This is a genomic window from Denitratisoma oestradiolicum (genome assembly GCF_902813185.1).
Classification (GTDB): domain Bacteria; phylum Pseudomonadota; class Gammaproteobacteria; order Burkholderiales; family Rhodocyclaceae; genus Denitratisoma; species Denitratisoma oestradiolicum.
On record NZ_LR778301.1, the window covers coordinates 215,920 to 236,087 of the forward strand.

Below are 20,168 nucleotides of genomic sequence, written 5' to 3' on the forward strand. Positions count from 1 at the left end.
CATAAGGAGCAGTAAATGGGAAAGCTTGACGGCAAAGTCGCCCTGATCACGGGCGCAGGTGGTGGCATCGGCCAGGGCATCGCCCTGGCCATGGCCAAGGAAGGCGCTGATATCGCGGTGGTGGAACTCAACGCGGAGGCCGCGGCCAAGACCGTGGAACTGGTGCAGGCCCTGGGCTGCAAGGCCATTGCCATCCCCTGCAATGTCGGCGTCCGCGCCGAAGTGAATGCCGCCGTGGACGCCACGGTGAAGAGCCTAGGGGGCCTGGACATCCTGGTGAACAATGCCCATGCTTCCCGCCCCGGCATCACGCTGGAAGAGACTTCCGACGAAAACATGGCCCTGTCGATGAACTCCGGCTTCTACGCCACCTGGTTCATGATGCAGGCGGCCTTTCCCCATCTCTCGAAGCAGGGCGGCAAGGTCATCAACTTTGGCTCTGGCGCCGGCATCAACGGCATGTGGGGCCAGACCGCCTATGCCGCCGCCAAGGAAGCCATCCGCGGCATGAGCCGGGTGGCCGCCACCGAATGGGGGCGCTACAAGATTAATGTCAATGTGATCTGTCCTGCCGCCGAGTCCCCCGGTGTCAAGAAGTGGAAGGAAGAGCTGCCCGACCAGTACAAAGCCTCCCTGGCCCGCATCCCTCTTGGCCGTTACGGCGACTGCGAACGGGATATCGGCCGTGCGGCGGTCTTCCTGGCCTCCGAGGATTCCGACTACATCACCGGCCAGACCCTGATGGTGGACGGCGGTGGTACCTTCGTTCGCTAAACAATAAACCGGCCAAGACGGAATCAAACAGAGAAAGCGTTGCTAAAGACTGGTGCTGGTTGGCCGGAAAAGCAGCAGAAAGGCCCCCCTCCCGACCTCCCCCTCTCCGGGGGAGGCGGCGGTATCAGCTCGCTGCGCTCGAATATCTGACTTGCCGTTTCAATCGGGTTTTCCAAGATAAACAGCCTCCCCCAACAATCGCTGTTGTGCCGTGCCTGGGTCCATGCCGGCCACGGCGATTTTTTTTGTCCGTGAAGTCTGGCCGGCCACCAGGCTGACCCGGCTCTTGGCAACGCCCAGGGTCTCGGCGATGAACTCGATCAGGCAGGCATTGGCCTTGCCATCCACTGGCGGTGCGGCCAGGCGTATCTTCAGGGCCTCGCCATGGAGACCGGCCACTGCGGTGCGTTTGGCGCCAGGCTGCACATGCAACGCCAGCACCACGTCGTCCCCATGTTGTCGCAGCCAGGCGCTCACCGCATCGGCATCAGCATTGCGCCGAACAGGCCGGACAGCAACGCCAGAAAGACCTGGATCGCCAGCAGAGCCGCCATGGGCGACAGGTCCACGCCGCCGACAAGTGGAATCAGACGTTGGAAGGGCCGCAGCAGCGGCGCGGAGAGGGCCAGGAAGACCGGCGCCATGGGCGCATAGGGATTGATCCAGGAGATCAGGGCGGCGATGATGATCACCCCCTGGGCCAGCCAGGCGGCTAGCTTCAGGGTTTCCAGCAGGGCCAGCAGCGCCACCAGACCCATGGCCTGGGGTAGTGAGCCCACCATACCGCTCAGTCCGTGGGCCAGGCCCAGGTATACGCCCTGCACCAGCCAGGCCAGCACCAGGCTGGCCAGGTCGAGGCCCCAGGCGCTGGGGATCAGGCGCCGGGCTGGGCGCACCGCCCAGTCGGTAACCGCCACCAGGAAGTGGGCGATGGGATTGCGGTAGGCCGCCCGCACCCATTGCAGGGCGAAGCGGGCCAGCAGGGCCAGGCTGAGAAAGCCCGCCAGGGCCTCCAGCACCATGAGGAGCAGTCGGATCAACATGGCCGTTTAGTCGTCCGCGCCCAGCAACTCACAGAGCTCGCGGCCCCGTTGGTCAGCGGCGGCAGCACCGCGGCGGATCGCAGCCATCACGCCGTCGGCCTCGAAGCTGTTCAAGGCCGCTTCCGTGGTGCCTCCCTTGGAGGTTACCCGCTGGCGCAGCATCCCCACCGACTCGGGGCTTTGTTCGGCCAGACCGGCGGCGCCGAGAAAGGTCTCGACCGTCATCAGACGCGCTGTGGCAGCGTCGAAACCCAAGTCCAGGGCGGCGTTTTCCAGGGCTTCCATCAGATAGAAGACATAGCCCGGGCCGCTGCCGGAAATGGCGGTGACGGCGTCCATCTTGGCTTCATCGTCGATCCACAGGGTACGACCCACGGCACCGAGGATTTTTTCCGCCACCGCCTGTCCTTCTCGGTCTACGCTGGGGTCTGCATAGAGGCCGGTAAGGCCGGCGCCGATCAGGGCCGGGGTATTGGGCATGCAGCGTACCAGACGGGAATGATTGCCCAGCCAGCGGGAGATGTCGGCGAGCCTCAGGCCGGCGGCGATGCTGATCACCATCTGGTTGCCGAGCTTGCCCGCCAGGGGCTTCAAGGCCTCGCGCATCACCTGGGGTTTGACCGCCAGTACCAGCACCTCGCAGTTGAGGGCCGAGGCATCCACTATCGGAGTACAGCGCACACCGTAGGTCTCGGTCAGCCTGTCCCGACTTTCTTCCATCGGTTCCACTACCTGGATGCCGACCGCCGAGTAGCCCTGCTGGCGCAGGCCGCCGATCAAGGCATTGGCCATGTTGCCCCCGCCGATGAATGTTATTTTCATAATGACTCCTGGTTCCTGATTCCAAATATTGCCGTGCCTACTCGGACGATGGTGGCGCCTTCGGCGATGGCGGTTTCGAGATCGTCGGACATGCCCATGGACAGGGTATCCAGAGCCAGCCCGCTGTCGTTCAGTTCGTCGCGCAATTGTCGCAGCAGGGCGAAGCGGCTGCGCAATAGTGTTTCATCTTCGGTGGGTTCAGGGATGGTCATCAGGCCTCGTAGGCGCAGGCCCGGCAGGGTCGCCACTGCATGGGCAAGGGGCATGATCTCGGCAGGGGCGCAGCCGCTCTTGCTGGCCTCGCCGCTGACATTAACCTGAAGACAGACGTTCAGGGGTGGCCGGGTGGCGGGGCGCTGAGCTGAGAGTCGCTCGGCGATCTTCAGGCGTTCCACGGAATGGACCCAGTCGAAATGTTCCGCCACCGGCCGGGTCTTGTTGCTTTGCAAGGGGCCGATGAAGTGCCACTCCAGTCCGGCGTCGGCCAGGGCGTCGAGCTTGGGCAGGGCCTCCTGCAGATAGCTTTCGCCGAAGTCTCCCTGGCCGGCAGCTGCCGCGGCGAGTATCGATGCCTCGGGCCAGGACTTGCTCACCGCCAGCAGAGTGACCGTTCCCGGCGGCCGGCTGGCGGCCGCGCAGGCTGCGGCAATGCGGGCATTCACGGCTTGCAGGTTGGCGGCGATTGGTGTCATATACTGGTGGAAGTATACCTGCCACAACCTCCGGAAGGTTTTCATGGACATCACCGAACTGCTGGCCTTCGTGGTCAAGAACAAGGCCTCCGACCTGCACCTCTCCTCCGGCCTGCCCCCCATGATCCGCGTCCATGGAGACATCCGGCGCATCAACCTGCCGCCCCTGGAACACAAGGACGTGCATGCGATGGTCTACGACATCATGAACGATGGTCAGCGCAAGCACTACGAGGAAAACCTGGAGTGCGACTTCTCCTTCGCCATTCCCGGCCTGGCCCGCTTCCGGGTCAATGCCTATGTCCAGAACCGGGGGGCGGCGGCGGTGCTGCGGACCATTCCCTCCACGGTGTTGAGTCTGGAGCAGCTCAATGCCCCCAAAAGCTTCAAGGATATCGCCAATCAGCCCCGGGGCATCGTGCTGGTCACCGGCCCCACCGGCTCTGGCAAGTCCACCACGCTGGCGGCCATGGTGGACGACATCAACGAAAACGAATACGGCCACATTCTGACGGTGGAGGACCCGATCGAGTTCGTCCATGAATCGAAGAAATGCCTGATCAACCAGCGGGAGGTGGGACCCCACACCCTGTCCTTCAGCAACGCCTTGCGCTCGGCCTTGCGGGAAGATCCGGACGTGATCCTGGTGGGGGAAATGCGCGACCTGGAAACCATCCGCCTGGCCCTCTCGGCGGCGGAAACCGGCCACCTGGTCTTCGGCACCCTGCACACCTCCAGCGCCGCCAAGACGGTGGACCGGATTGTGGACGTCTTCCCCGCCGCAGAAAAGGAAATGGTGCGATCCATGTTGTCGGAATCCCTGCGGGCGGTGATTTCCCAGGCCCTGCTCAAGACCAAGGATGGCAGCGGCCGGGTGGCGGCCCACGAGATCATGATCGGCACGCCGGCCATCCGCAACCTGATCCGGGAAAACAAGATCGCCCAGATGTATTCGGCGATCCAGACCGGCGGCCAGTTCGGCATGCAGACCCTGGACCAGAACCTGCAGGATCTGGTCCGACGCAACATCGTTTCCCCTTCCGAGGCCCGCAACAAGGCGGCCAACAAGGATACGTTCCCGGGCTAGTCCGGGCGCATCCTTGTTAAATCTCGGCCCGCCCCTCCCATCCTTCCCTCTCGGGGAGGCTTCTAGCAAGAGCCGCAAGTGGCTAAGGACTTAGAAAATGGAACGCGACGAAGCACTCAAATTCATGTATCAGCTTCTTGCCATGATGGTCCAGAAGAAGGGCTCCGACCTGTTCATCACCGCCGGATTTCCGCCGGCCATCAAGATCGACGGCAAGATGACGCCGGCCACCACCCAGCCTTTGACCCCCCAACACACCATGGAACTGGCCCGTTCGGTGATGAACGACAAGCAGGCGGCGGAATTCGAGGCCACCAAGGAATGCAACTTTGCCATCTCTCCGGCCAATATCGGCCGCTTCCGGGTCAATGCCTTCGTCCAGCAGGGGCGTACGGGCCTGGTGCTGCGAACCATCAACACCTCGATTCCCGATTTTGATGAACTCAAGCTGCCGCTGGTGCTGAAGGACGTGGCCATGACCAAGCGGGGCTTGGTGCTGTTCGTCGGCGGCACCGGCTCGGGCAAGTCCACCTCACTGGCGGCCATGATCGGCTACCGCAACCAGAATTCCTACGGCCACATCATCACCATCGAAGACCCGGTGGAATATGTTCATGAGCATCGCAACTGCGTCATCACCCAGCGGGAGGTGGGCGTGGATACCGATTCCTGGGAGGCGGCCCTGAAGAACACCTTGCGCCAGGCGCCGGATGTGATCCTGATCGGCGAGATCCGCGACCGGGAGGTCATGGAGCACGCCATCGCCTTCGCCGAGACGGGCCACCTGGCCATGGGTACGCTCCATGCCAACAGCGCCAACCAGGCCTTGGACCGGATCATCAACTTCTTCCCCGAGGAGCGCCGCCCCCAGTTGCTGATGGACCTGTCCCTGAACCTGAAGGCCGTGGTGTCCCAGCGCCTGATCCCTCTCAAGGAAGGCAAGGGCCGCGCTGCCGCGGTGGAAATCCTGCTCAACTCCCCCCTGATTTCCGATCTGATGGGCAAGGGCGAAGTCCATGGCATCAAGGAAATTATGAAGAAGTCCCGGGAGCTGGGCATGCAGACCTTCGACCAGGCCCTGTTCGATCTTTATGAAGAGGGCAAGATCAGCTACGAGGATGCCCTGCGCTTCGCCGACTCCATGAACGAGGTGCGGCTGATGATCAAGCTCCATGGCAAGGAGGCCAAGGATAAGGATCCCAATGCCGGCATCCAGAATCTGGACATCGTTTGAGAGGCATGATCCGGCACCGTCCGGCCGGGCATGAAGGCAGGAAGAGAACCGTTACGCAATGACTGAAGCAAGCCTGAAAACCTACTGGATTCTTACCCCCCTTTCCTCGGACGGTGCTTGCTGGAACAGTGTCCTGGCCCGGCCGGCATTGACGGAAGTGGCCCTGCCGGAAATGCTGACCGCACTGTTTCCGCCCCACCTGCCCCTGACCCTGGATGGCGCGGCGCGGGAAGATTCCGTGACGCCCCGGCCGGCCTGCCACCCGGACAACGCCCGCCATCGCCTGCTCAGACTGCTGGATCTGGTCACCAACGAGGCCTCGGACAATCATGCCATCGAGACCGCCATCGGCATCGACCCCCTGCTCTCCGTCAGCCTGTTGCGCCTGGTGAATTCGGTCTCCATGGGCCTGGCGCGCAAGATCGCCAGCTTTCATCAGGCGATCGTGATTCTCGGCCGGCGCCAGCTCCGGCGCTGGCTGATGCTGCTGATCTACGCCCAGTCGGGGGAAGGCGGTGGCCTGTTGCTGTCCCTGGCGGCGCGGCGCGGCCATCTTCTGGCCGATCTGACCAGGATACTGGCGCCGGCCGATCACAACCTTCAGGACAGCGCCTTCATGACCGGCATTCTGTCCCTGGCAGATCAGGCCCTGGGGCTGCCTCTGGCGACCGTGTTGAACAGTCTTTCCCTGGACGACCACGTGAGCCTGGCCCTGCGGGAGCATCGGGGCACCCTGGGCCGGCTGGTGGCCCTGGTGGAACATCTGGACGATGGGCCACCGGATCAGGCGGCCCAGGCCTTCGCTGCCCTGGGAGTCGATCCACAGACGGCGGCCCGGCTCCAGGCCGAGGCCATCGTCTGGGCCGACGGCGCTACACGGGAAGCCTGACGCCGGAGGGGGTAACGCTCATGGAAGCCGATTTTCCGCCTCGATCCATGACCCACGCGAATGGCAGGAATCCAGCCCCCTCCCTGTCTCCCAGCCCCCCCTCTCCGGGGGAGGTGACGATGCTGGCTCACTACGCTCGATAGCTCGACCTGCCGTTTCAATTCGCGCTTTCACGGTACCGCGAAAGCGCTTCAACGGCGCCGAGTGTGACCGTCGAGCGCAGTGAGACGATGGGTAGCCTCGCTCTGGGGCGGGGATGGAGGTGGGGGGCAATTTGTCTTTGTGCATTTCATCCTAGGCGATGGCGCCGATGACCATGCGTGCTACCCGACGTTGAGTATCTGCTCGGCCTGGCTGATCAACCAGTCGATGGTGTCACGGTCGGCATCGGCGGGTATCTCCAGAGGGATGAACTCCAGGTCGATGGCGGCCCCCGGCAGGGGTATCAGAAAGCGGTCCCAGTTCGTGCCGTGGATCGCCACGGAACAGCGCACCCGGCATAGATAGAGAGGCACCCCGGCCCGCCGTGCCGCCACCACCGCACCGGCCTTGAGCACCCGGGCCGGTCCACGGGGACCATCGGGGGTGATCAGCACCCGATGCTGGCGCGCTGCCGCCACCAGCCCCGTCCAGGCTTCCTTGCTGCCCTTGGATGAGGAGCCTCTGATCACCGTATAGCCCCAGCGTTCCAGCAGGTCCGTCAGCAGGCCACCGTCCCGGCTGCGGCTCACCAAGGCATGGGGCTGATGGGGGGACAGGTATTTCCACACCGGCAGCATGTTGCCGTGCCAGAAGGCCACCACCGCCGGCTCAGGGGGCAGGGGGCCGGTCGCCCGGATGCGCCAGGTCCGCGCCAGCAGATGAAACAGGGCGGGACCCAGACGGGCAAGCTGGCGGCGCAGGGCTTTCAACATCGATCTGGACTAGGCAAGGTCGATGGCCAGCAGTTCCACCTCGAACACCAGAGTGGCGTTGGGGGGGATCACGCCACCGGCGCCCCGGGGGCCGTAGCCCAGGTGGGGCGGGATGGTGAGCTTGCGTACGCCACCCACCTTCATGCCCTGCACCCCTTGATCCCAACCGGCGATGACCTGACGGCCGCCGAGATGGAACTCGAAGGGTTCCTCGCGATCCTTGCTGGAATCGAACTTGAGGCCGTCGGTGAGCCAGCCGGTGTAATGGACCAGCACCCATTGGCCCGCGCTGGCCTCGGCGCCTTCGCCGATCTTGATATCCTCGATACCGAGGCTGCTTGGATTATTTTCTGCACTCATGGCGCCATCCTCTCCTGGGGAAAAGCGGGCCATTATGCCCGGCTCGCGCCCTGGCGTCAGAGCCTGTGAAAATTCTGCTGCGCTTGGCATCTTGGGGTTGCGCGGTGCTCGCAATCCTCATGTACTCCAGTACATTCCGGTTGCTGCGCTCCGGGCGCCCCCGACCTGCCTGCGCTCGCGACGAATTTTTCACAACCTCTCAGTCCCAGCCGCTGGGTTTTACATGGATCCGGCAAGGCAACTGGAACACGCGCCGGTCCTCCAGGCGTACTGCGGTCAGGGCTCCGCCCCACAGGCAACCGGTATCCAGGGTCAGTAGATTGGATTCGATCCGCAGTCCCAGGGCCGACCAGTGGCCGCAGATCAGGGTGTGGTCGGCGCTGGCCCGGCCCGGCACCGCGAACCAGGGCAGGAAGCCGGGAGGGGCGGAATCCACCGGCCCCTTGGCGTGGAAGTCCATTACACCGGCTTTGCTGCAAAAGCGCATCCGGGTCATGGCATTGACCACGACCCGCAGCCGTTCCCAACCGACCAGGTCTTCGCGCCAGGCAGCAGGTTCGGAACCCCACATGCGGGCCAGGAACTGGCGGTAATCGGTCGCCCTCAGGGCCTGGCTCACCTCCTCGGAAAGTTCGACCGCCTGGGCTACGGACCACTGGGGCAGCAGGCCGGCATGGACCATGGCGTAGTCACCTTCCAGGTGAAACAGCGGGCGGGCTCGCAGCCAGTCCAGCAGCACGTCACGGTCCGGTGCGTCGAGGATTTCCTGAATGGTGTCGTCCCGGTTGCGGCGGCCGTGGCCCTCAGCCTGCATGATAAGATGCAGATCGTGATTGCCCAGCACCACCACGGCCTGCTCCCCCAAGTCGCGCACGAAGCGCAGGGTCTCCAGGGACTGGGCACCCCGGTTCACCAGGTCGCCGACAAACCAGAGCCGGTCGTGTCCGGCATCGAAATTCAGTTCATCCAGCAGTTGGGTCAGGGCGTCGAAACAGCCCTGGATGTCACCGATCGCATACGTCGCCATAGTTCCCGCAGTCTACCGTGACTCCCCGACAAACACCCCGCATCCTGGTAATCCGCCGCGACAACATCGGTGACCTGGTGTGCACCACCCCCCTGATCCACGCCCTGCGCCAGCACTTTCCGGAAGGCTGGATCGGCGCCCTGGTCAATAGTTACAACGCCCCGGTGTTAGCGGGGAATGACGATCTGGACGAGGTTTTCGTATACACCAAGGCCAAGCATCGCAACGGGGGAGAAAGTCTGGCGGGCATCTTCTGGCGTCGCTTCCTGATGCTGTGGCGTCTGCGTCGAATGGGCCTGGATGACGTGATCATTGCCACCCCACTACCCCTGCCCCGCATGGTGCGTCTGGCCCGTTGGCTGAAGCCGAAGCGGGTGATTGCCTTCGGCGCCTGCGGCGCCGACGTGGAACTGCCACCGGCTGACGAAATCCTGCACGAGGTGGAAGACGTGTTCCGCATCGCCCGGCTCTACGGTATCGAAGGGCCACCGCCCTCCTGCCGGGTTCAGGCTCCGCTGCCGCGCCAGACCAATCGGCTGGCCATCCACATCAGTGCCCGCAAGCCTTCCCAACGCTGGCCGGCAGAACGTTTCGTGGCCCTGATACAGGCCCTGGGGGCGAGCCAGCCTGGCCTGAGTTTCCGCCTGCTCTGGGCGCCCGGTGGCGCCAGCGACCCACGTCATCCGGGGGATGACGACAAGGCCCGGACCATCCTGCAAGACCTGGGGCCAGCCTTTCCCGTGGATCCCGTGGCAACGCAAACCCTGCCCGAACTGATCAAGGCCCTGGCTGGCTGCGACGGAATGATCTGCGCCGATGGTGGTGCCATGCACCTGGGCGCGGGCCTGGGCCTGCCCATCGTCTGCCTTTTCGGGGATTCGGGAACCGAACGTTGGCGTCCCTGGGGGGTGCCCTGCCGGGTGCTGCAAGCGCCTTCCCGTCAGGTGCGGGACATCAGTGTCGAGGAAGTCGTCGAGGCCCTCAATGCTCTGCGGGCCGATACTCCGGCACCCAGCCCCTGAGTCCGGCCTTCACCTCGTATTCGGTGCGGGCCGGCGCCGCCAGCCATTGCTCCACGCCCCGTAGCCAGTCGGCGTCGGGAATGCCGTTCTCGCGACTGATGCGCAGCTTGTCGTGGTGGGTGGGCAGTGTGGTCTCCCAGTCCGCCAGCAGTTCCTCGTAGAGCTTCTCGCCGGGCCGCAGGCCGGTGAACTGGATGGGAATCTCCCGTTCGGAAAAGCCCGAGAGCCGGATCATGTCCCGGGCCAGATCGACGATGCGGATCGGTTCTCCCATGTCGAGCACGAAGGTCTCGCCGCCGCCGCCCATCAGGGCCGCCTGTAGCACCAGTTGGGCGGCCTCGGGGATCAGCATGAAATAGCGCACGATTTCCGGGTGGGTGACCGTGACCGGTCCGCCCCGGGCGATCTGCTCCCGGAACTTGGGAATGACGCTGCCGCTGGAGCCCAGCACATTGCCGAAACGCACGGTGACGAAGCGGGTGGTGTGGCCGCTCTGGTGTTGCAGGGCCTGGCAGACCCGTTCCGCCAGGCGCTTGCTGGCCCCCATGACGCTGGTGGGATTGACCGCCTTGTCGGTGGAGATCAGCACGAACTTGCCCACCCCCTGGCTCATGGCGGCCCGGGCCGCGCCCAGGGTGCCCAGCACATTGTTGCGCACGGCTGCCCAGGCGTTCTCGCCCTCCATCAGGGGCACATGCTTGTAGGCTGCGGCATGAAACACCACCTCGGGCCGGTGGCGGGCCATTACGTGGCGCAGGGCGACTTCCTCCTTGCAGTCTCCCACCATGCTGGCGATGGGCAGGGCCGGGTGATGGACCAGGAATTCCTGCTCGATCACGTAGAGGGCGAACTCGGAGAGTTCATGGAAAACTAGGGTCCCGGGCTCGAAGCGGGCCACCTGGCGGGCCAGTTCGGCGCCGATGGAACCGCCGGCGCCGGTGACCAGCACTGTCCGGTTGGACAGCAGGCCATGGAGGCCCTGGCCGTCCAGGCGCACCGGCGCCCGACCCAACACATCGGCCAGATCCACATGGCGTACTTCGGAGACCGACACTTTGCCCGCCAGAACATCTGCCAGAGCCGGGACGGTCATCACGTGGAGGTCGGCATTGACCGCCTGCTCGATGGCGCGGCGGCGGGTTTCGCTGCTGTCGCCGGGAATGGCGACGATGACATGGCCCACATTGAGGCGCCGGGCCTGTTCGGCCACCTCTTCCAGTCCGCCGAGTACCGTGGCACCGTGGATCTGCCGGCCGGTCTTGGAGGCGTCATCGCTGAGCAGCCCCATCACCTTCCAGCGGTTATCCTGGGCCAGGGCCCGCAACAGGCTCACCGCCACCTCGCCGGCTCCCATTACCAGCACTGGCTGGGCATCGGGGGGGCGGGGCGAGAGCAGGTCGCCATCTTTCCAGGCCCGGTAAAGAAAGCGGCTGCCGCCCATCATCATCACCAGCAGGACCGGATTGAGTACCGGGATGCCGGCGGGCAGGCTGCCCAGCCGGCCCTGGACCCAGAGCAGGGCCGGCACGGCCAGGGCGGCGCTGCCAGCGGCCAGGGCGATGCGGCGCAGGTCCGGCAGACTGGCGAAGCGCCAGATACCCCGGTAGAGACCGAAGTACATGAAGATGATGCCTTCCAGGGGAATCACCCAGGCCAACTCGATCAGCATGATCGAGACCTGCCGGGGGGGAATGGCGAAGTCGTAGGCCAGGGCGTAGGCGGCCAGCCAGGCCAGGGCGGCCGCCACGATATCGTGGGCTGTGGCCACCAGCATGCGCCAGTTCATTCGTTTCATGGGCGGGATTCCCCCTGGTTGCGCCAGCGCCGGTCGATGGATATCAGCAGGAGCGCCAGCGCGACGAGGCTGGCCGCCAGGACTGGCGGAGCCAGGGCCGGCGCTGCTCGCAGCATCAGGGCGATGGCGCCGCAAAGGGCCATCAGCCCGTAGGCCCGGAGGGCCAGACGCCGGTGGCTCCAGCCCATGCGTATCAGGCGCTGGTAATAGTGTTCCCGATGGGCCTGCCAGAACCGCTGGCCCGTCACGATGCGGCGTAGCAGGGTGATCGTGGCGTCGGCCAGGAAGGGCAGGAAGACCAGGGCCGGGAACCAGGCCGGCCAGAGATTCTCCACCATGCCCCAGCAACCCAGGGTCGCCGCCAGAAAGCCCAGGGGCACCGAGCCCGCGTCTCCCATGAAGCAGCGGGCCGGCGGGAAGTTGAACACCAGGAAGCCGGCGGCGGCGGCGGCGAGGGCGCCGCACAGGGCCGCCAGGGCCGGAACCTCGGGCCAGGCCGCCAGACTGTAGGCGGTGAAGCCGATCAGGGCCATGCCCCCGGCCAGACCATCGCTGCCGTCCATGAAGTTGAACAGGTTGGCGGACCAGGCGATAAGCAGGGTGAGCATCAAAAGCCAGGGCGCTGCATGGGTCGGTGCCAGCAGCCAGGCCGCTGCCGCCGCCGTAGCCAGGTGGATGCCCAGGCGCAGGGCGACCGGCAGACTGTGGCGGTCGTCGAGAAAAGACAGCAGCCAGAGCATCAGGGCCAGGGCCAGCAGCGGACGGGACGCCGGCATCAGCAGCACCCCGGTGCCGAGGGCGGCGGGGATCAGCACCAGGCCGCCGATGCGGGGCGTGGGGCGATGGTGGAGGGATCGGTCGTTGGGGATGTCGGCGGCGATGGACAGGGCGCGACCGCTGTGGATCAGCAGGGCCAGCAGGCCTATGGTAAGCGGGGCAGGGATCAGCATCAGCAGCACATCAGTAGGCGGCATGAATGCTCCCCCCCTTCGCCCCCCTCCGGGGGGTTCGATACGGCTCGCTACGCTCGAAGTTACAGGGAACCCTTGCGGTGGCGCGGCAGGAAAGTTGCTTTTTCACAGCAAAACGCCTGCCGTCAGCAACGGTGGTACTCCCGATACCAGGCCACGAAATTTGCGATGCCGCTGGCCAGGGGCGTGGCGGGGGCGAAGCCGGTGGCGCGGCGCAGGGCCTCGGTGTCGGCGTAGGTGGCGGGCACGTCGCCATCCTGCATGGGCAGGAAGTTCTTGGTGGCCTGCCGGCCCAGGGCCTGTTCCAGGGTGCCGATGAATTCCATCAGCTCCACCGGCTGATGGTTGCCGATGTTCATCACCCGATAGGGCGCCCAACTGCCGGCGGGATCGGGCTGGTCCTTGTCGAAAGCCGGATTGCTTGCCGGGGGCTGGTCGGCGATGCGCAGCACGCCTTCGACGATGTCGTCGATGTAGGTGAAGTCCCGCTGCATCTTGCCGTCGTTATATACGTCGATGGTGCGGCCTTCCAGAATGGCCTTGGTGAAGCCGAAATAGGCCATGTCCGGCCGGCCCCAGGGACCATAGACGGTGAAAAAGCGCAGGCCGGTGGTGGGCAGGGCGTAGAGGTGGCTGTAGGCGTGAGCCATCAGCTCGTTGGCCTTCTTGGTGGCGGCGTAGAGGCTCACCGGATGGTCCACGTTGTCGCTCTCGGCGAAGGGCATCCGGGTATTGCCGCCGTAAACGCTGGAACTGCTGGCATAGACCAGATGCTCCACCTGCTGGTGGCGGCAGCCTTCCAGCACATTGACGAAGCCGGTCAGATTGCTGTCGGCATAGGCCTGGGGGTTCTTCAGGGAGTAGCGCACGCCGGCCTGGGCTGCCAGATGGATGACGCGGGCAGGCTTTTCGCTGGCGAACAGCGCGGCCATGCCCTCCCGGTCGGCCAGGTCCAGGCGCTGGAAGCGGAAACCGGGCTGGGGCAGGAGCCGGGCCAGGCGGGCTTCCTTCAAGGCTACCGAGTAGTAGTCGTTGAGGTTGTCGATGCCGATCACCTCGTGACCCTGGGCGAGCAAGCGTTCGCAGACATGCATGCCGATGAATCCGGCGCTGCCGGTGACCAGAACTTTCATGGGTGGGTTAGCGTGAAACGCGGAACAATTTCATGGAACCTCACAAATACACTCCTCGTCATTCCGGCGCAGGCCGGAATCCAGTGGGCCGCCGATCTGGACCCCGGCCTGCGCCGGGGTGACGGATTTCATCATTCGGGGTGGCGCCTGCTGCCATAACCGTTAGGGGGATTTTCAATCCCTGTCTGCCTGAAAGGCCAGGATTTTCGCATACTTGAAAAAAGTGTTTGTGCAGCCGATCACAATGTGTACCAGCCCCGGCAGGCCGTCCAGGAAGCCCAGGCGCAGGAAGTAGAACTTGATGAAGCGCACCGGAGGCCCCAGCAGCAGGCGGCTCACGCTGGCCTTCTTGTCACGGGCGATGGCCTCCCGGGCGGCCAGGGTGGTGTAGCGGTTCTGCTTGGTCAGGTAACTCTCCAGGGTCTCGGCGGAATCGTGGAGCAGATCGCCCCGCAGCTCTCCCACGGGAGTCTCGGTGAGCACCTTCTCGTGGACCGCGTCGTCGGACCAGCGGGCCCGGCGGCGGTCGAAGAGGCGCAGGCTCCAGTCCGGATAGCCCTCGCCGTGACGCAGGTAGCGGCCCATGAAGCGGTTGCAACGGGGAAAGCGGTAGGCGCCGTGGGAGGGCGCCGCCAGGGCCGTGTCGATGCTCAGGGCCAGGGCCGGGCTGACCCGTTCGTCGGCGTCGATGCAGAGCACCCAGTCATGGGTCGCCTGCTCCACCGCGTATTGTTTCTGGGGGCCGAAGCCGCGCCAGTCCGAGGCGATCACCCGGGCACCGTGGCGTTGGGCCAGGTCCGCCGTGCCGTCATCGCTGCCCGAGTCCACGACCACGATCTCGTCGCAAAAGGCCAGGCTGTCCAGGCAGGCCGCCAGTTGGGAGGCGGCGTTATGGGTGATTAGGACGGCCGAGAGGGGCAGGCGGCGGGTGGACATGGATGGCTATAATCCGGCGATTGCATCGCACAACATTGCACAAGGCCGCCATTGTAGGCGGCTCCCCGGCCCCCCGCCCAGCCCATGCGCATCCTTCTGGTCAAAACCTCCTCTCTCGGCGACGTGGTCCATAACCTGCCCCTGGTCACCGACCTGGCCCGGCGCGTGCCCGGCGCCACCATCGACTGGCTGGTGGAAGAGGGCTTCGCCGACATTCCCCGGCTCCATCCGGCGGTGGGGCGCATTATTCCAGTGGCCGTGCGGCGCTGGCGCAGGCATCTGTTTTCCGCCGCCACCTGGCACGGGATCGCCGCCTTTCGCCGGGAACTGCGGCGGGAGGCCTACGATCGGGTGCTGGACAGCCAGGGCCTGATCAAGAGCGCTCTGTTGGGTGCCCAGGCCCGTCTTGCGCCGGGAGGCCAGCGCTGCGGCTACGGCAGGGAAGCGGCCCGGGAACCCCTGGCGGCGCGTTTCTACCATAGGGGTTACGGCATTCCCCGCAACGCCCATGCGGTGGAGCGCAACCGCTGGCTGGCCGCCGCCGCCTTTGACTACACCCCGGACCTGCCCCTGGACTACGGCATCGCCGCCCCACCCCTGGCGGCGGACTGGCTACCGACCGACAGGCCCTACGCCGTGCTGCTGACTGGCACCTCCCGGGCCGACAAGCTCTGGCCAGAAGACCACTGGCAGACCTTGATGCAGGCCCTGACCGGCGCTGGCCTGGGCCTGGTGCTGCCGGCGGGCAGCGCCGAGGAGCGGCAACGGGCGACCCGTCTGGCTGCCATGGTCCCTGGTGCTCTGGTGGCTCCACCCATGGCTGTGGCGCAACTGGCCGGCCTTTGCGCCGGCGCCGCCCTGGTCGTGGGCCTGGATACGGGCCTCACCCATCTGGCGGCGGCCCTGGGCCGACCCACCCTGGCCCTGTTTTCCGGTTCCGATCCATCCCTGACCGGAGTTCATGCCGGTCCCGGCGCCCTCAATCTGGGGGGGGCGGGCCAACCCCCCGCGCCGGCCGTGGTGATCGCCGCGGCCCTGGACTTGCTGGCATCGTGAGCCGCCGTCTCTACACCTGCGTTGTCTTCCTGCTGCTGCCTTGGGCGCTGCTGCATCTGCTGTTGCGCAGCCGGCGCCAGCCGGAATACCGCCGCCACTGGGCCGAGCGCTTCGGTTTCTACCGGCGGGTGCCGCGCCGCATGGCCGCCCAAAGGCGCGGCAGCGTTATCCGGCGAACCGCTGTCACCCCCTCCCTCGGGGAGGGGGCCGGGGGGCGGGCTCTCCAATTTCCCACGGGGTTCGCGGAGCGAACCCCCTCCCTCGGGGAGGGGGCTGGGGGGCAGGCACCATTGATTTGGCTCCATGCCGTTTCCGTAGGCGAGACCCGTGCCGCCCAGCCCCTGGTGGCTGCCCTTCGGCAACGCTATCCCGAACACCGCATTCTCATCAGCCACATGACCCCCACGGGGCGTCAGACCAGCATGGAGATTTTCGGCGAGACGGTGGAGCGTTGCTATCTGCCCTACGACACGCCCGGGGCCGTGGCCCGCTTCCTCGACCACTGGCAGCCGGACTTCGGCCTGGTGATGGAAACCGAGCTGTGGCCCAACCTGATCGCCACCTGCCGCCGCCGGGGCATCCCCCTGCTGCTGGCCAACGGCCGCCTCTCGGCCCGCTCCGCCCGCCGCTACGGCCGCTTTCCAGTCCTGGTGGCCGAGGCCCTGGCCGGGCTGGCGGGAATCGCGGCCCAGGCCAGCGCCGACGGTGAGCTTCTCGCTGATCTGGGGGCCAAGGACGTGGCGGTGCTGGGTAACGTCAAGTTCGACATTACCCCCCCGCCGGAACTGCTGGCCCTGGGGGCGGACTTCCGCACTCGTATCGGCCCCCGGCCGGTGTTCCTCTGCGCCAGCACCCGGGAAGGAGAAGAGGTGCTGATTCTCGATGCCTGGCGCGGCCGGCCGGACCGGGGCGATACCCTGCTGCTGCTGGTGCCGCGTCATCCCCAGCGCTTCGACGAAGTGGCGGCCCTGGTGCTGGATCGGAGTCTGCGAATGCAGCGCCGCTCCGACGAGGCGGCCGTGGCGGCCGATGCCGAAGTCTGGATCGGCGACAGCCTGGGGGAAATGTTCGCCTACTACGCTGCCTGCGATGTCGCCTTCATCGGCGGCAGCCTGCTGGACTACGGCTGCCAGAACCTGATCGAGGCCTGTGCCGTGGGCCGGTCGGTGCTGATCGGCCCCTCCACCTTCAATTTTGCCGAGGCCGCCGCCAAGGCTATCGAAGCCGGCGCCGCACGGCAGGTGCAGGATATGACGCAACTGCTGGATACGGCCCTGGCCCTGCTCGCAGACACTGATTGCCGTGAGGCCATGAGCCGTGCCGGTAGTCAGTTCGCCGCCACCCATCGGGGCGCCACGGCGCGGACGATGACGTGGCTGGAAGGGGTATTGGCGCGGGGGAAGTAGCGGGAGGTGAGCAGTTCCGGGGTGCCCAGGGACGTACTGCAGCGGCGCCTCCAGGGCTGAGGTAACTCTAACTCTCCGCCTAAAGACCGGACATCAATCGTCCATGCAGCGGAGCTGGTCCCCGAAGAAGGTGCAATTGGAGTAGTCCCGGGGCGGGTTCAGATCGTAGAGTCTGGCGGCGATTGCCCTTTCGTACTCCGCCACGCGCCGGGCGCCATTCTTGTTGTCTTTCAGGGCGGCGAAGAACAGATTGATCAGCTCGGTTTCCTTGGCCTCGAATTGGGCCGCCGAAACCAGGCCCTTGGCGTAGAAGCGCCAGCTTCGCGCCAGTTCGGCCAATACCGGTGGCAGGAAGGGGCGGCCACAATCACCCCAGCTGGTGTAACTGAGTACCCGGTAGTAGAAGTCCCGCGGGGTTTCCCCGGTTTCGGTACCAGGGAGGTAATCGCGGTTCCATTTGACGAGGTCCGGAGAACAGTTCCCGGCTTGCTCGATATAGGCGCCCAAGGTCCGCAGGGGCACGTCCGATACCTGGGCCAGCGTCGGCAGACTCCACAGGTGGAGCAGGATCGTCAGCAAGGCCCCAGCGGACCGAGAGGTCCGTTCGAGGCCGATACGGGAAGGCATGGGATGCCGTCAGTCGAACAGCCCGTTGATCGCCGTCAGATCGTCCTCGGCCAGGCTTCCGGCGGCGGCCTTCAGGCGCAGCAAGGCGAGCAGGGTGTCGAGGCGGGCGCGGGAGAGCCGCTGCCGGGTGTCAAAGTACTGGCTCTGGGCATTCAGAACTTCGATATTGGTGCGCACTCCCACCTCGAACCCCAGCTTGTTGGAATCCAGGGCCGACTGGGAGGAAATCAGGGCGGCCTCCAGGGCCTTGACCTGGGACAGGCCGGCGCTGACGCCCAGATAGGCCTGGCGGGCCTGGAGGGCCGCGCTGTGGCGGGCGTTGTCCAGGTCGGCCTGGGCCTTGTTCTTCAAGGCCACGGACTGGTCCACGGCGGAGGAGACGGCGCCGCCGGCGAATATGGGCAGGCTCAGTTGCACACCCACCGTGGTGGAGGTGAGGTCGTAGCCGGGACCACTGGCTCCCGCCAGGAAAGCCCCGGTCTGGGAACTGCGGCCCCGATTGGCTATCAGGTCCAGGGCGGGGAGGTGGCCGGCGCGCTGCTTGGAAATTTCCTGCTCGCTGACACCCAACTGGGCCAGGGCCGCCCGGACGCCGGCATAGGCCTGCTCGGCGGATGTACTCCACTGTTCCATGTTGTCCGGCTGGGGCGCGGGAATGGCGGCGCCCTTGCGCAGGGGTTTGAGGGCGTCGTATTCCTTGCCGGCCAGGAGGCGCAGTTGCTGATGCTTCACCAGCAGGTCGTTGCGGGCGACGATCTCCTGGGCCGTGGCCAGGTCGAAACGGGCCTGGGCGTCATGGACCTCGACCACGGTCTTGGTGCCCACCTCAAAGGCTCGCTTGGCCTCTTCCAGTTGCTCGGTGATGGCCTTGCGGCCGGCTTCCGCCGCCTCCAGGGCCTCGCCGGCCTGGAGTACATCGAAATAGGCCTGGGCGGCGCGCAATATCAGGTCCTGTCGGGCCAGGTCGAATTGGGCCTCGGCCTGGGCCACCCGGTACTGGGCCTGGTTGTAGCCGGCCCAGCGCTCCCAGCGGAACAGGGGCTGGGACAGGGAAACGTTCCAGCCGCTGGTGTGATAGCTGGTTCCCGCGTCCTGAGCTGGGGAGTGGCGGTGGTAATCCAGTTCCGTGCGGCCATTGCTGGCGCTGGCGGCGATGGTGGGCAGCAGGCCTGCCCGGCCCTGGGGCAGGGCTTCCCGACCGGCTTCGACGCCGGCCCGGGCCGCGGCGAACTGGGCATCGTAGGCCGCCGCGTCCCGATAGACCGCCAGCAGGTCCGCGCTCTGGGCGGTGCCGGCCGACAGGCCGAGGGCGAGCAGCAGGGGGCGGACTTTTATCTTCATGGGGACTCTCATCAATAGGTGGGCATGGCCGGATCGACGCTGCGTGCCCAGGCGGCGACGCCGCCGCTCAGGTTGTGCAGGTGGGGAAAGCCCCGCTGCTCCAGAAACATCGCCACTTGAAAACTGCGGGCGCCGTGATGGCAGATCACCACGATGTCCGCCTCCAGGTCCAGCTCGTCAAGCCGGTTTGGCACGGTGGCCATCGGCATGGGCTGGGACCCATCGATGCGGCATAAATCGAACTCCCAGGGTTCCCGCACGTCCAGCAGCGTGGGGCGGGGACGGCCGGAATCGGCCAGCCACTGGGCGAGTTGCTCGGGAGTGATCTGCTGCATGATGGGTGGTGTCAGAACTGGAAGGCCGGCGGGGCCGTGCCACCTGTCAGGGGTGCGGCTACGGTTTCCAGCAGGGTCTGGGTGGCATGGCCGCCTTCGCCGACGCGGGTGATCACCTGGGCCTGCATGGCGGGGCCGGGGCCGACGATGGCAAACAGCCGGCCACCGGGTTTCAACTGGTCCAGCAGGGCGCGGGGCACGGCGTTCACCGAGCCGGAGAGCATGATGGCGTCAAAGGGGCCGAAAGCGGGCAGGCCGGTCAGGCCATCCCCCTGTTCCACCGATACATTGGCAATGCCGGCCCGGCTGAGGTTGGCTCGGGCCGTGGCGGCCAGGGCCGGCACGGCTTCCACGCTCCACACCTGGTCGGCGATGGTTGCCAGCAGGGCGGCCATGTAGCCGCTGCCGGTGCCCACTTCCAGCACCTTGGCGTGCTTGTCCAGTTGCAGGGCCTGGAGGGCATGGGCCTCGATTTGAGGGATTAGCATGGTGGCCCCGTGGCCGAGGGGGATTTCCGTATCTGCGTAGGCGAAATTACGGTAGGCGGCGGGGACGAAATCCTCGCGCTTGAGTTTGAACATGGCGTCGAGCACGTCCGGGTTCGACACCCCCCAGGGGCGGACCTGTTGTTCGACCATGTTGTAACGGGCTTGTTCTAGATTCATCGCGGCTCCAGCTTTATATCAGTGAATTCTAATATTTAA

Annotated in this window: 22 protein-coding genes; 7 read left to right on the forward strand and 15 right to left on the reverse strand. The window is 65.8% G+C overall.

Annotation, left to right across the window (positions count from 1 at the left end; all coding sequences use genetic code 11):
• Window positions 1–15 precede the first annotated feature (15 nt).
• The gene (locus DENOEST_RS01175) at window positions 16–774 is read left to right on the forward strand and encodes an SDR family NAD(P)-dependent oxidoreductase (protein ID WP_145770101.1); all 759 of its coding nucleotides are present in this window, start codon (window positions 16–18) and stop codon (window positions 772–774) included.
• A gap of 159 nt (window positions 775–933) precedes the next feature.
• Here DENOEST_RS01175 and DENOEST_RS01180 read toward each other — a convergent pair whose 3' ends face one another.
• Genes DENOEST_RS01180 through DENOEST_RS01195 form a run of 4 tightly spaced genes read right to left on the reverse strand, consistent with a single transcriptional unit; the run spans window position 934 to window position 3,331 of the window.
• Complete coding sequence (locus DENOEST_RS01180) at window positions 934–1,251, reverse strand: DUF167 domain-containing protein (protein ID WP_145770100.1); 318 nt, start codon at window positions 1,249–1,251, stop codon at window positions 934–936.
• Window positions 1,248–1,817, reverse strand: coding sequence for a YggT family protein (locus DENOEST_RS01185; protein WP_145770099.1), 570 nt, complete (start codon window positions 1,815–1,817; stop codon window positions 1,248–1,250). Before DENOEST_RS01185 ends, DENOEST_RS01180 begins: the two co-directional genes overlap by 4 nt.
• Window positions 1,818–1,823: 6 nt before the next feature.
• The gene (gene proC, locus DENOEST_RS01190) at window positions 1,824–2,639 is read right to left on the reverse strand and encodes a pyrroline-5-carboxylate reductase (protein ID WP_145770098.1); all 816 of its coding nucleotides are present in this window, start codon (window positions 2,637–2,639) and stop codon (window positions 1,824–1,826) included.
• Complete coding sequence (locus DENOEST_RS01195) at window positions 2,636–3,331, reverse strand: YggS family pyridoxal phosphate-dependent enzyme (protein ID WP_145770097.1); 696 nt, start codon at window positions 3,329–3,331, stop codon at window positions 2,636–2,638. The genes proC and DENOEST_RS01195 overlap by 4 nt, the downstream gene beginning before the upstream one ends.
• Before the next feature lie 43 nt (window positions 3,332–3,374).
• On the opposite strand from DENOEST_RS01195, the gene DENOEST_RS01200 reads away from it, so the two are divergent.
• From DENOEST_RS01200 to DENOEST_RS01210, 3 genes are all read left to right on the forward strand, one after another.
• On the forward strand, window positions 3,375–4,418 hold the full coding sequence (locus DENOEST_RS01200) for a type IV pilus twitching motility protein PilT (RefSeq protein ID WP_145770096.1): 1,044 nt from the start codon (window positions 3,375–3,377) through the stop codon (window positions 4,416–4,418).
• Window positions 4,419–4,515: 97 nt separating this feature from the next.
• The gene (locus DENOEST_RS01205; RefSeq protein ID WP_145770095.1) at window positions 4,516–5,652 is read left to right on the forward strand and encodes a PilT/PilU family type 4a pilus ATPase; all 1,137 of its coding nucleotides are present in this window, start codon (window positions 4,516–4,518) and stop codon (window positions 5,650–5,652) included.
• A gap of 58 nt (window positions 5,653–5,710) precedes the next feature.
• Complete coding sequence (locus tag DENOEST_RS01210; RefSeq protein ID WP_145770094.1) at window positions 5,711–6,541, forward strand: HDOD domain-containing protein; 831 nt, start codon at window positions 5,711–5,713, stop codon at window positions 6,539–6,541.
• 323 nt (window positions 6,542–6,864) lie between these two features.
• On the opposite strand, the gene DENOEST_RS01215 is transcribed toward DENOEST_RS01210, so the two are convergent.
• From DENOEST_RS01215 to DENOEST_RS01225, 3 genes are all read right to left on the reverse strand, one after another.
• Window positions 6,865–7,455, reverse strand: coding sequence for a lysophospholipid acyltransferase family protein (locus DENOEST_RS01215; RefSeq protein ID WP_145770093.1), 591 nt, complete (start codon window positions 7,453–7,455; stop codon window positions 6,865–6,867).
• 9 nt (window positions 7,456–7,464) lie between these two features.
• Window positions 7,465–7,815, reverse strand: a complete 351-nt coding sequence (locus tag DENOEST_RS01220; RefSeq protein ID WP_145770092.1) for an FKBP-type peptidyl-prolyl cis-trans isomerase — start codon at window positions 7,813–7,815, stop codon at window positions 7,465–7,467.
• Window positions 7,816–8,014: 199 nt separating this feature from the next.
• Complete coding sequence (locus tag DENOEST_RS01225) at window positions 8,015–8,842, reverse strand: symmetrical bis(5'-nucleosyl)-tetraphosphatase (RefSeq protein WP_145770091.1); 828 nt, start codon at window positions 8,840–8,842, stop codon at window positions 8,015–8,017.
• Window positions 8,843–8,859: 17 nt separating this feature from the next.
• On the opposite strand from DENOEST_RS01225, the gene DENOEST_RS01230 reads away from it, so the two are divergent.
• Complete coding sequence (locus DENOEST_RS01230) at window positions 8,860–9,864, forward strand: glycosyltransferase family 9 protein (RefSeq protein WP_145770090.1); 1,005 nt, start codon at window positions 8,860–8,862, stop codon at window positions 9,862–9,864.
• Here the strand turns inward: DENOEST_RS01230 and DENOEST_RS01235 are convergent.
• The 4 genes from DENOEST_RS01235 to DENOEST_RS01250 all read right to left on the reverse strand — a co-directional run bounded on the left by DENOEST_RS01235 (window position 9,824) and on the right by DENOEST_RS01250 (window position 14,699).
• Window positions 9,824–11,659 (reverse strand): polysaccharide biosynthesis protein, encoded by a 1,836-nt coding sequence (locus DENOEST_RS01235; RefSeq protein WP_145770089.1) that lies wholly within the window; start codon window positions 11,657–11,659, stop codon window positions 9,824–9,826. The genes DENOEST_RS01230 and DENOEST_RS01235 overlap by 41 nt on opposite strands.
• Window positions 11,656–12,633 (reverse strand): MraY family glycosyltransferase, encoded by a 978-nt coding sequence (locus DENOEST_RS01240; protein ID WP_145770088.1) that lies wholly within the window; start codon window positions 12,631–12,633, stop codon window positions 11,656–11,658. The genes DENOEST_RS01235 and DENOEST_RS01240 overlap by 4 nt, the downstream gene beginning before the upstream one ends.
• A gap of 122 nt (window positions 12,634–12,755) precedes the next feature.
• Entirely contained in the window at window positions 12,756–13,763 is a 1,008-nt protein-coding gene (locus DENOEST_RS01245) for an NAD-dependent epimerase (protein ID WP_145770087.1), read from the reverse strand.
• A 174-nt stretch (window positions 13,764–13,937) separates the two neighbouring features.
• On the reverse strand, window positions 13,938–14,699 hold the full coding sequence (locus DENOEST_RS01250) for a glycosyltransferase family 2 protein (protein ID WP_145770086.1): 762 nt from the start codon (window positions 14,697–14,699) through the stop codon (window positions 13,938–13,940).
• Window positions 14,700–14,783: 84 nt separating this feature from the next.
• Here DENOEST_RS01250 and waaC point away from each other — a divergent pair, with 84 nt between their 5' ends.
• Window positions 14,784–15,755, forward strand: coding sequence for a lipopolysaccharide heptosyltransferase I (gene waaC, locus DENOEST_RS01255; RefSeq protein ID WP_145770085.1), 972 nt, complete (start codon window positions 14,784–14,786; stop codon window positions 15,753–15,755).
• Window positions 15,752–17,161: a lipid IV(A) 3-deoxy-D-manno-octulosonic acid transferase gene (gene waaA, locus DENOEST_RS01260; RefSeq protein ID WP_197970476.1), complete on the forward strand. Its 1,410-nt coding sequence runs from the start codon at window positions 15,752–15,754 to the stop codon at window positions 17,159–17,161. The genes waaC and waaA overlap by 4 nt, the downstream gene beginning before the upstream one ends.
• A 93-nt stretch (window positions 17,162–17,254) precedes the next feature.
• Here waaA and DENOEST_RS01265 read toward each other — a convergent pair whose 3' ends face one another.
• From DENOEST_RS01265 to DENOEST_RS01280, 4 genes are read right to left on the reverse strand one after another with little or no spacing between them, the layout of a single operon-like run.
• Window positions 17,255–17,788: a hypothetical protein gene (locus DENOEST_RS01265; protein WP_145770084.1), complete on the reverse strand. Its 534-nt coding sequence runs from the start codon at window positions 17,786–17,788 to the stop codon at window positions 17,255–17,257.
• Between the two features lie 9 nt (window positions 17,789–17,797).
• On the reverse strand, window positions 17,798–19,129 hold the full coding sequence (locus DENOEST_RS01270) for a TolC family outer membrane protein (RefSeq protein WP_145770083.1): 1,332 nt from the start codon (window positions 19,127–19,129) through the stop codon (window positions 17,798–17,800).
• 11 nt (window positions 19,130–19,140) lie between these two features.
• Window positions 19,141–19,464: a rhodanese-like domain-containing protein gene (locus DENOEST_RS01275; RefSeq protein WP_183148185.1), complete on the reverse strand. Its 324-nt coding sequence runs from the start codon at window positions 19,462–19,464 to the stop codon at window positions 19,141–19,143.
• Between the two features lie 11 nt (window positions 19,465–19,475).
• The gene (locus DENOEST_RS01280) at window positions 19,476–20,129 is read right to left on the reverse strand and encodes a protein-L-isoaspartate O-methyltransferase family protein (protein WP_145771395.1); all 654 of its coding nucleotides are present in this window, start codon (window positions 20,127–20,129) and stop codon (window positions 19,476–19,478) included.
• Window positions 20,130–20,168: the final 39 nt, after the last annotated feature.

Bases quoted from the DNA above. Each gene is read 5' to 3' on its own strand.
- DENOEST_RS01240 (WP_145770088.1), bottom strand. From the start codon at position 12,633: ATGCCGCCTACTGATGTGCTGCTGATGCTGATCCCTGCCCCGCTTACC.
- DENOEST_RS01280 (WP_145771395.1), bottom strand. From the start codon at position 20,129: ATGAATCTAGAACAAGCCCGTTACAACATGGTCGAACAACAGGTCCGC.
- DENOEST_RS01175 (WP_145770101.1), top strand. From the start codon at position 16: ATGGGAAAGCTTGACGGCAAAGTCGCCCTGATCACGGGCGCAGGTGGT.
- DENOEST_RS01195 (WP_145770097.1), bottom strand. From the start codon at position 3,331: ATGACACCAATCGCCGCCAACCTGCAAGCCGTGAATGCCCGCATTGCC.
- DENOEST_RS01270 (WP_145770083.1), bottom strand. From the start codon at position 19,129: ATGAAGATAAAAGTCCGCCCCCTGCTGCTCGCCCTCGGCCTGTCGGCC.
- waaC (WP_145770085.1), top strand. From the start codon at position 14,784: ATGCGCATCCTTCTGGTCAAAACCTCCTCTCTCGGCGACGTGGTCCAT.
- DENOEST_RS01220 (WP_145770092.1), bottom strand. From the start codon at position 7,815: ATGAGTGCAGAAAATAATCCAAGCAGCCTCGGTATCGAGGATATCAAG.
- DENOEST_RS01235 (WP_145770089.1), bottom strand. From the start codon at position 11,659: ATGAAACGAATGAACTGGCGCATGCTGGTGGCCACAGCCCACGATATC.
- DENOEST_RS01225 (WP_145770091.1), bottom strand. From the start codon at position 8,842: ATGGCGACGTATGCGATCGGTGACATCCAGGGCTGTTTCGACGCCCTG.
- DENOEST_RS01205 (WP_145770095.1), top strand. From the start codon at position 4,516: ATGGAACGCGACGAAGCACTCAAATTCATGTATCAGCTTCTTGCCATG.
- DENOEST_RS01200 (WP_145770096.1), top strand. From the start codon at position 3,375: ATGGACATCACCGAACTGCTGGCCTTCGTGGTCAAGAACAAGGCCTCC.
- DENOEST_RS01265 (WP_145770084.1), bottom strand. From the start codon at position 17,788: ATGCCTTCCCGTATCGGCCTCGAACGGACCTCTCGGTCCGCTGGGGCC.
- proC (WP_145770098.1), bottom strand. From the start codon at position 2,639: ATGAAAATAACATTCATCGGCGGGGGCAACATGGCCAATGCCTTGATC.
- DENOEST_RS01245 (WP_145770087.1), bottom strand. From the start codon at position 13,763: ATGAAAGTTCTGGTCACCGGCAGCGCCGGATTCATCGGCATGCATGTC.
- DENOEST_RS01185 (WP_145770099.1), bottom strand. From the start codon at position 1,817: ATGTTGATCCGACTGCTCCTCATGGTGCTGGAGGCCCTGGCGGGCTTT.
- DENOEST_RS01275 (WP_183148185.1), bottom strand. From the start codon at position 19,464: ATGCAGCAGATCACTCCCGAGCAACTCGCCCAGTGGCTGGCCGATTCC.
- DENOEST_RS01210 (WP_145770094.1), top strand. From the start codon at position 5,711: ATGACTGAAGCAAGCCTGAAAACCTACTGGATTCTTACCCCCCTTTCC.
- DENOEST_RS01250 (WP_145770086.1), bottom strand. From the start codon at position 14,699: ATGTCCACCCGCCGCCTGCCCCTCTCGGCCGTCCTAATCACCCATAAC.
- DENOEST_RS01215 (WP_145770093.1), bottom strand. From the start codon at position 7,455: ATGTTGAAAGCCCTGCGCCGCCAGCTTGCCCGTCTGGGTCCCGCCCTG.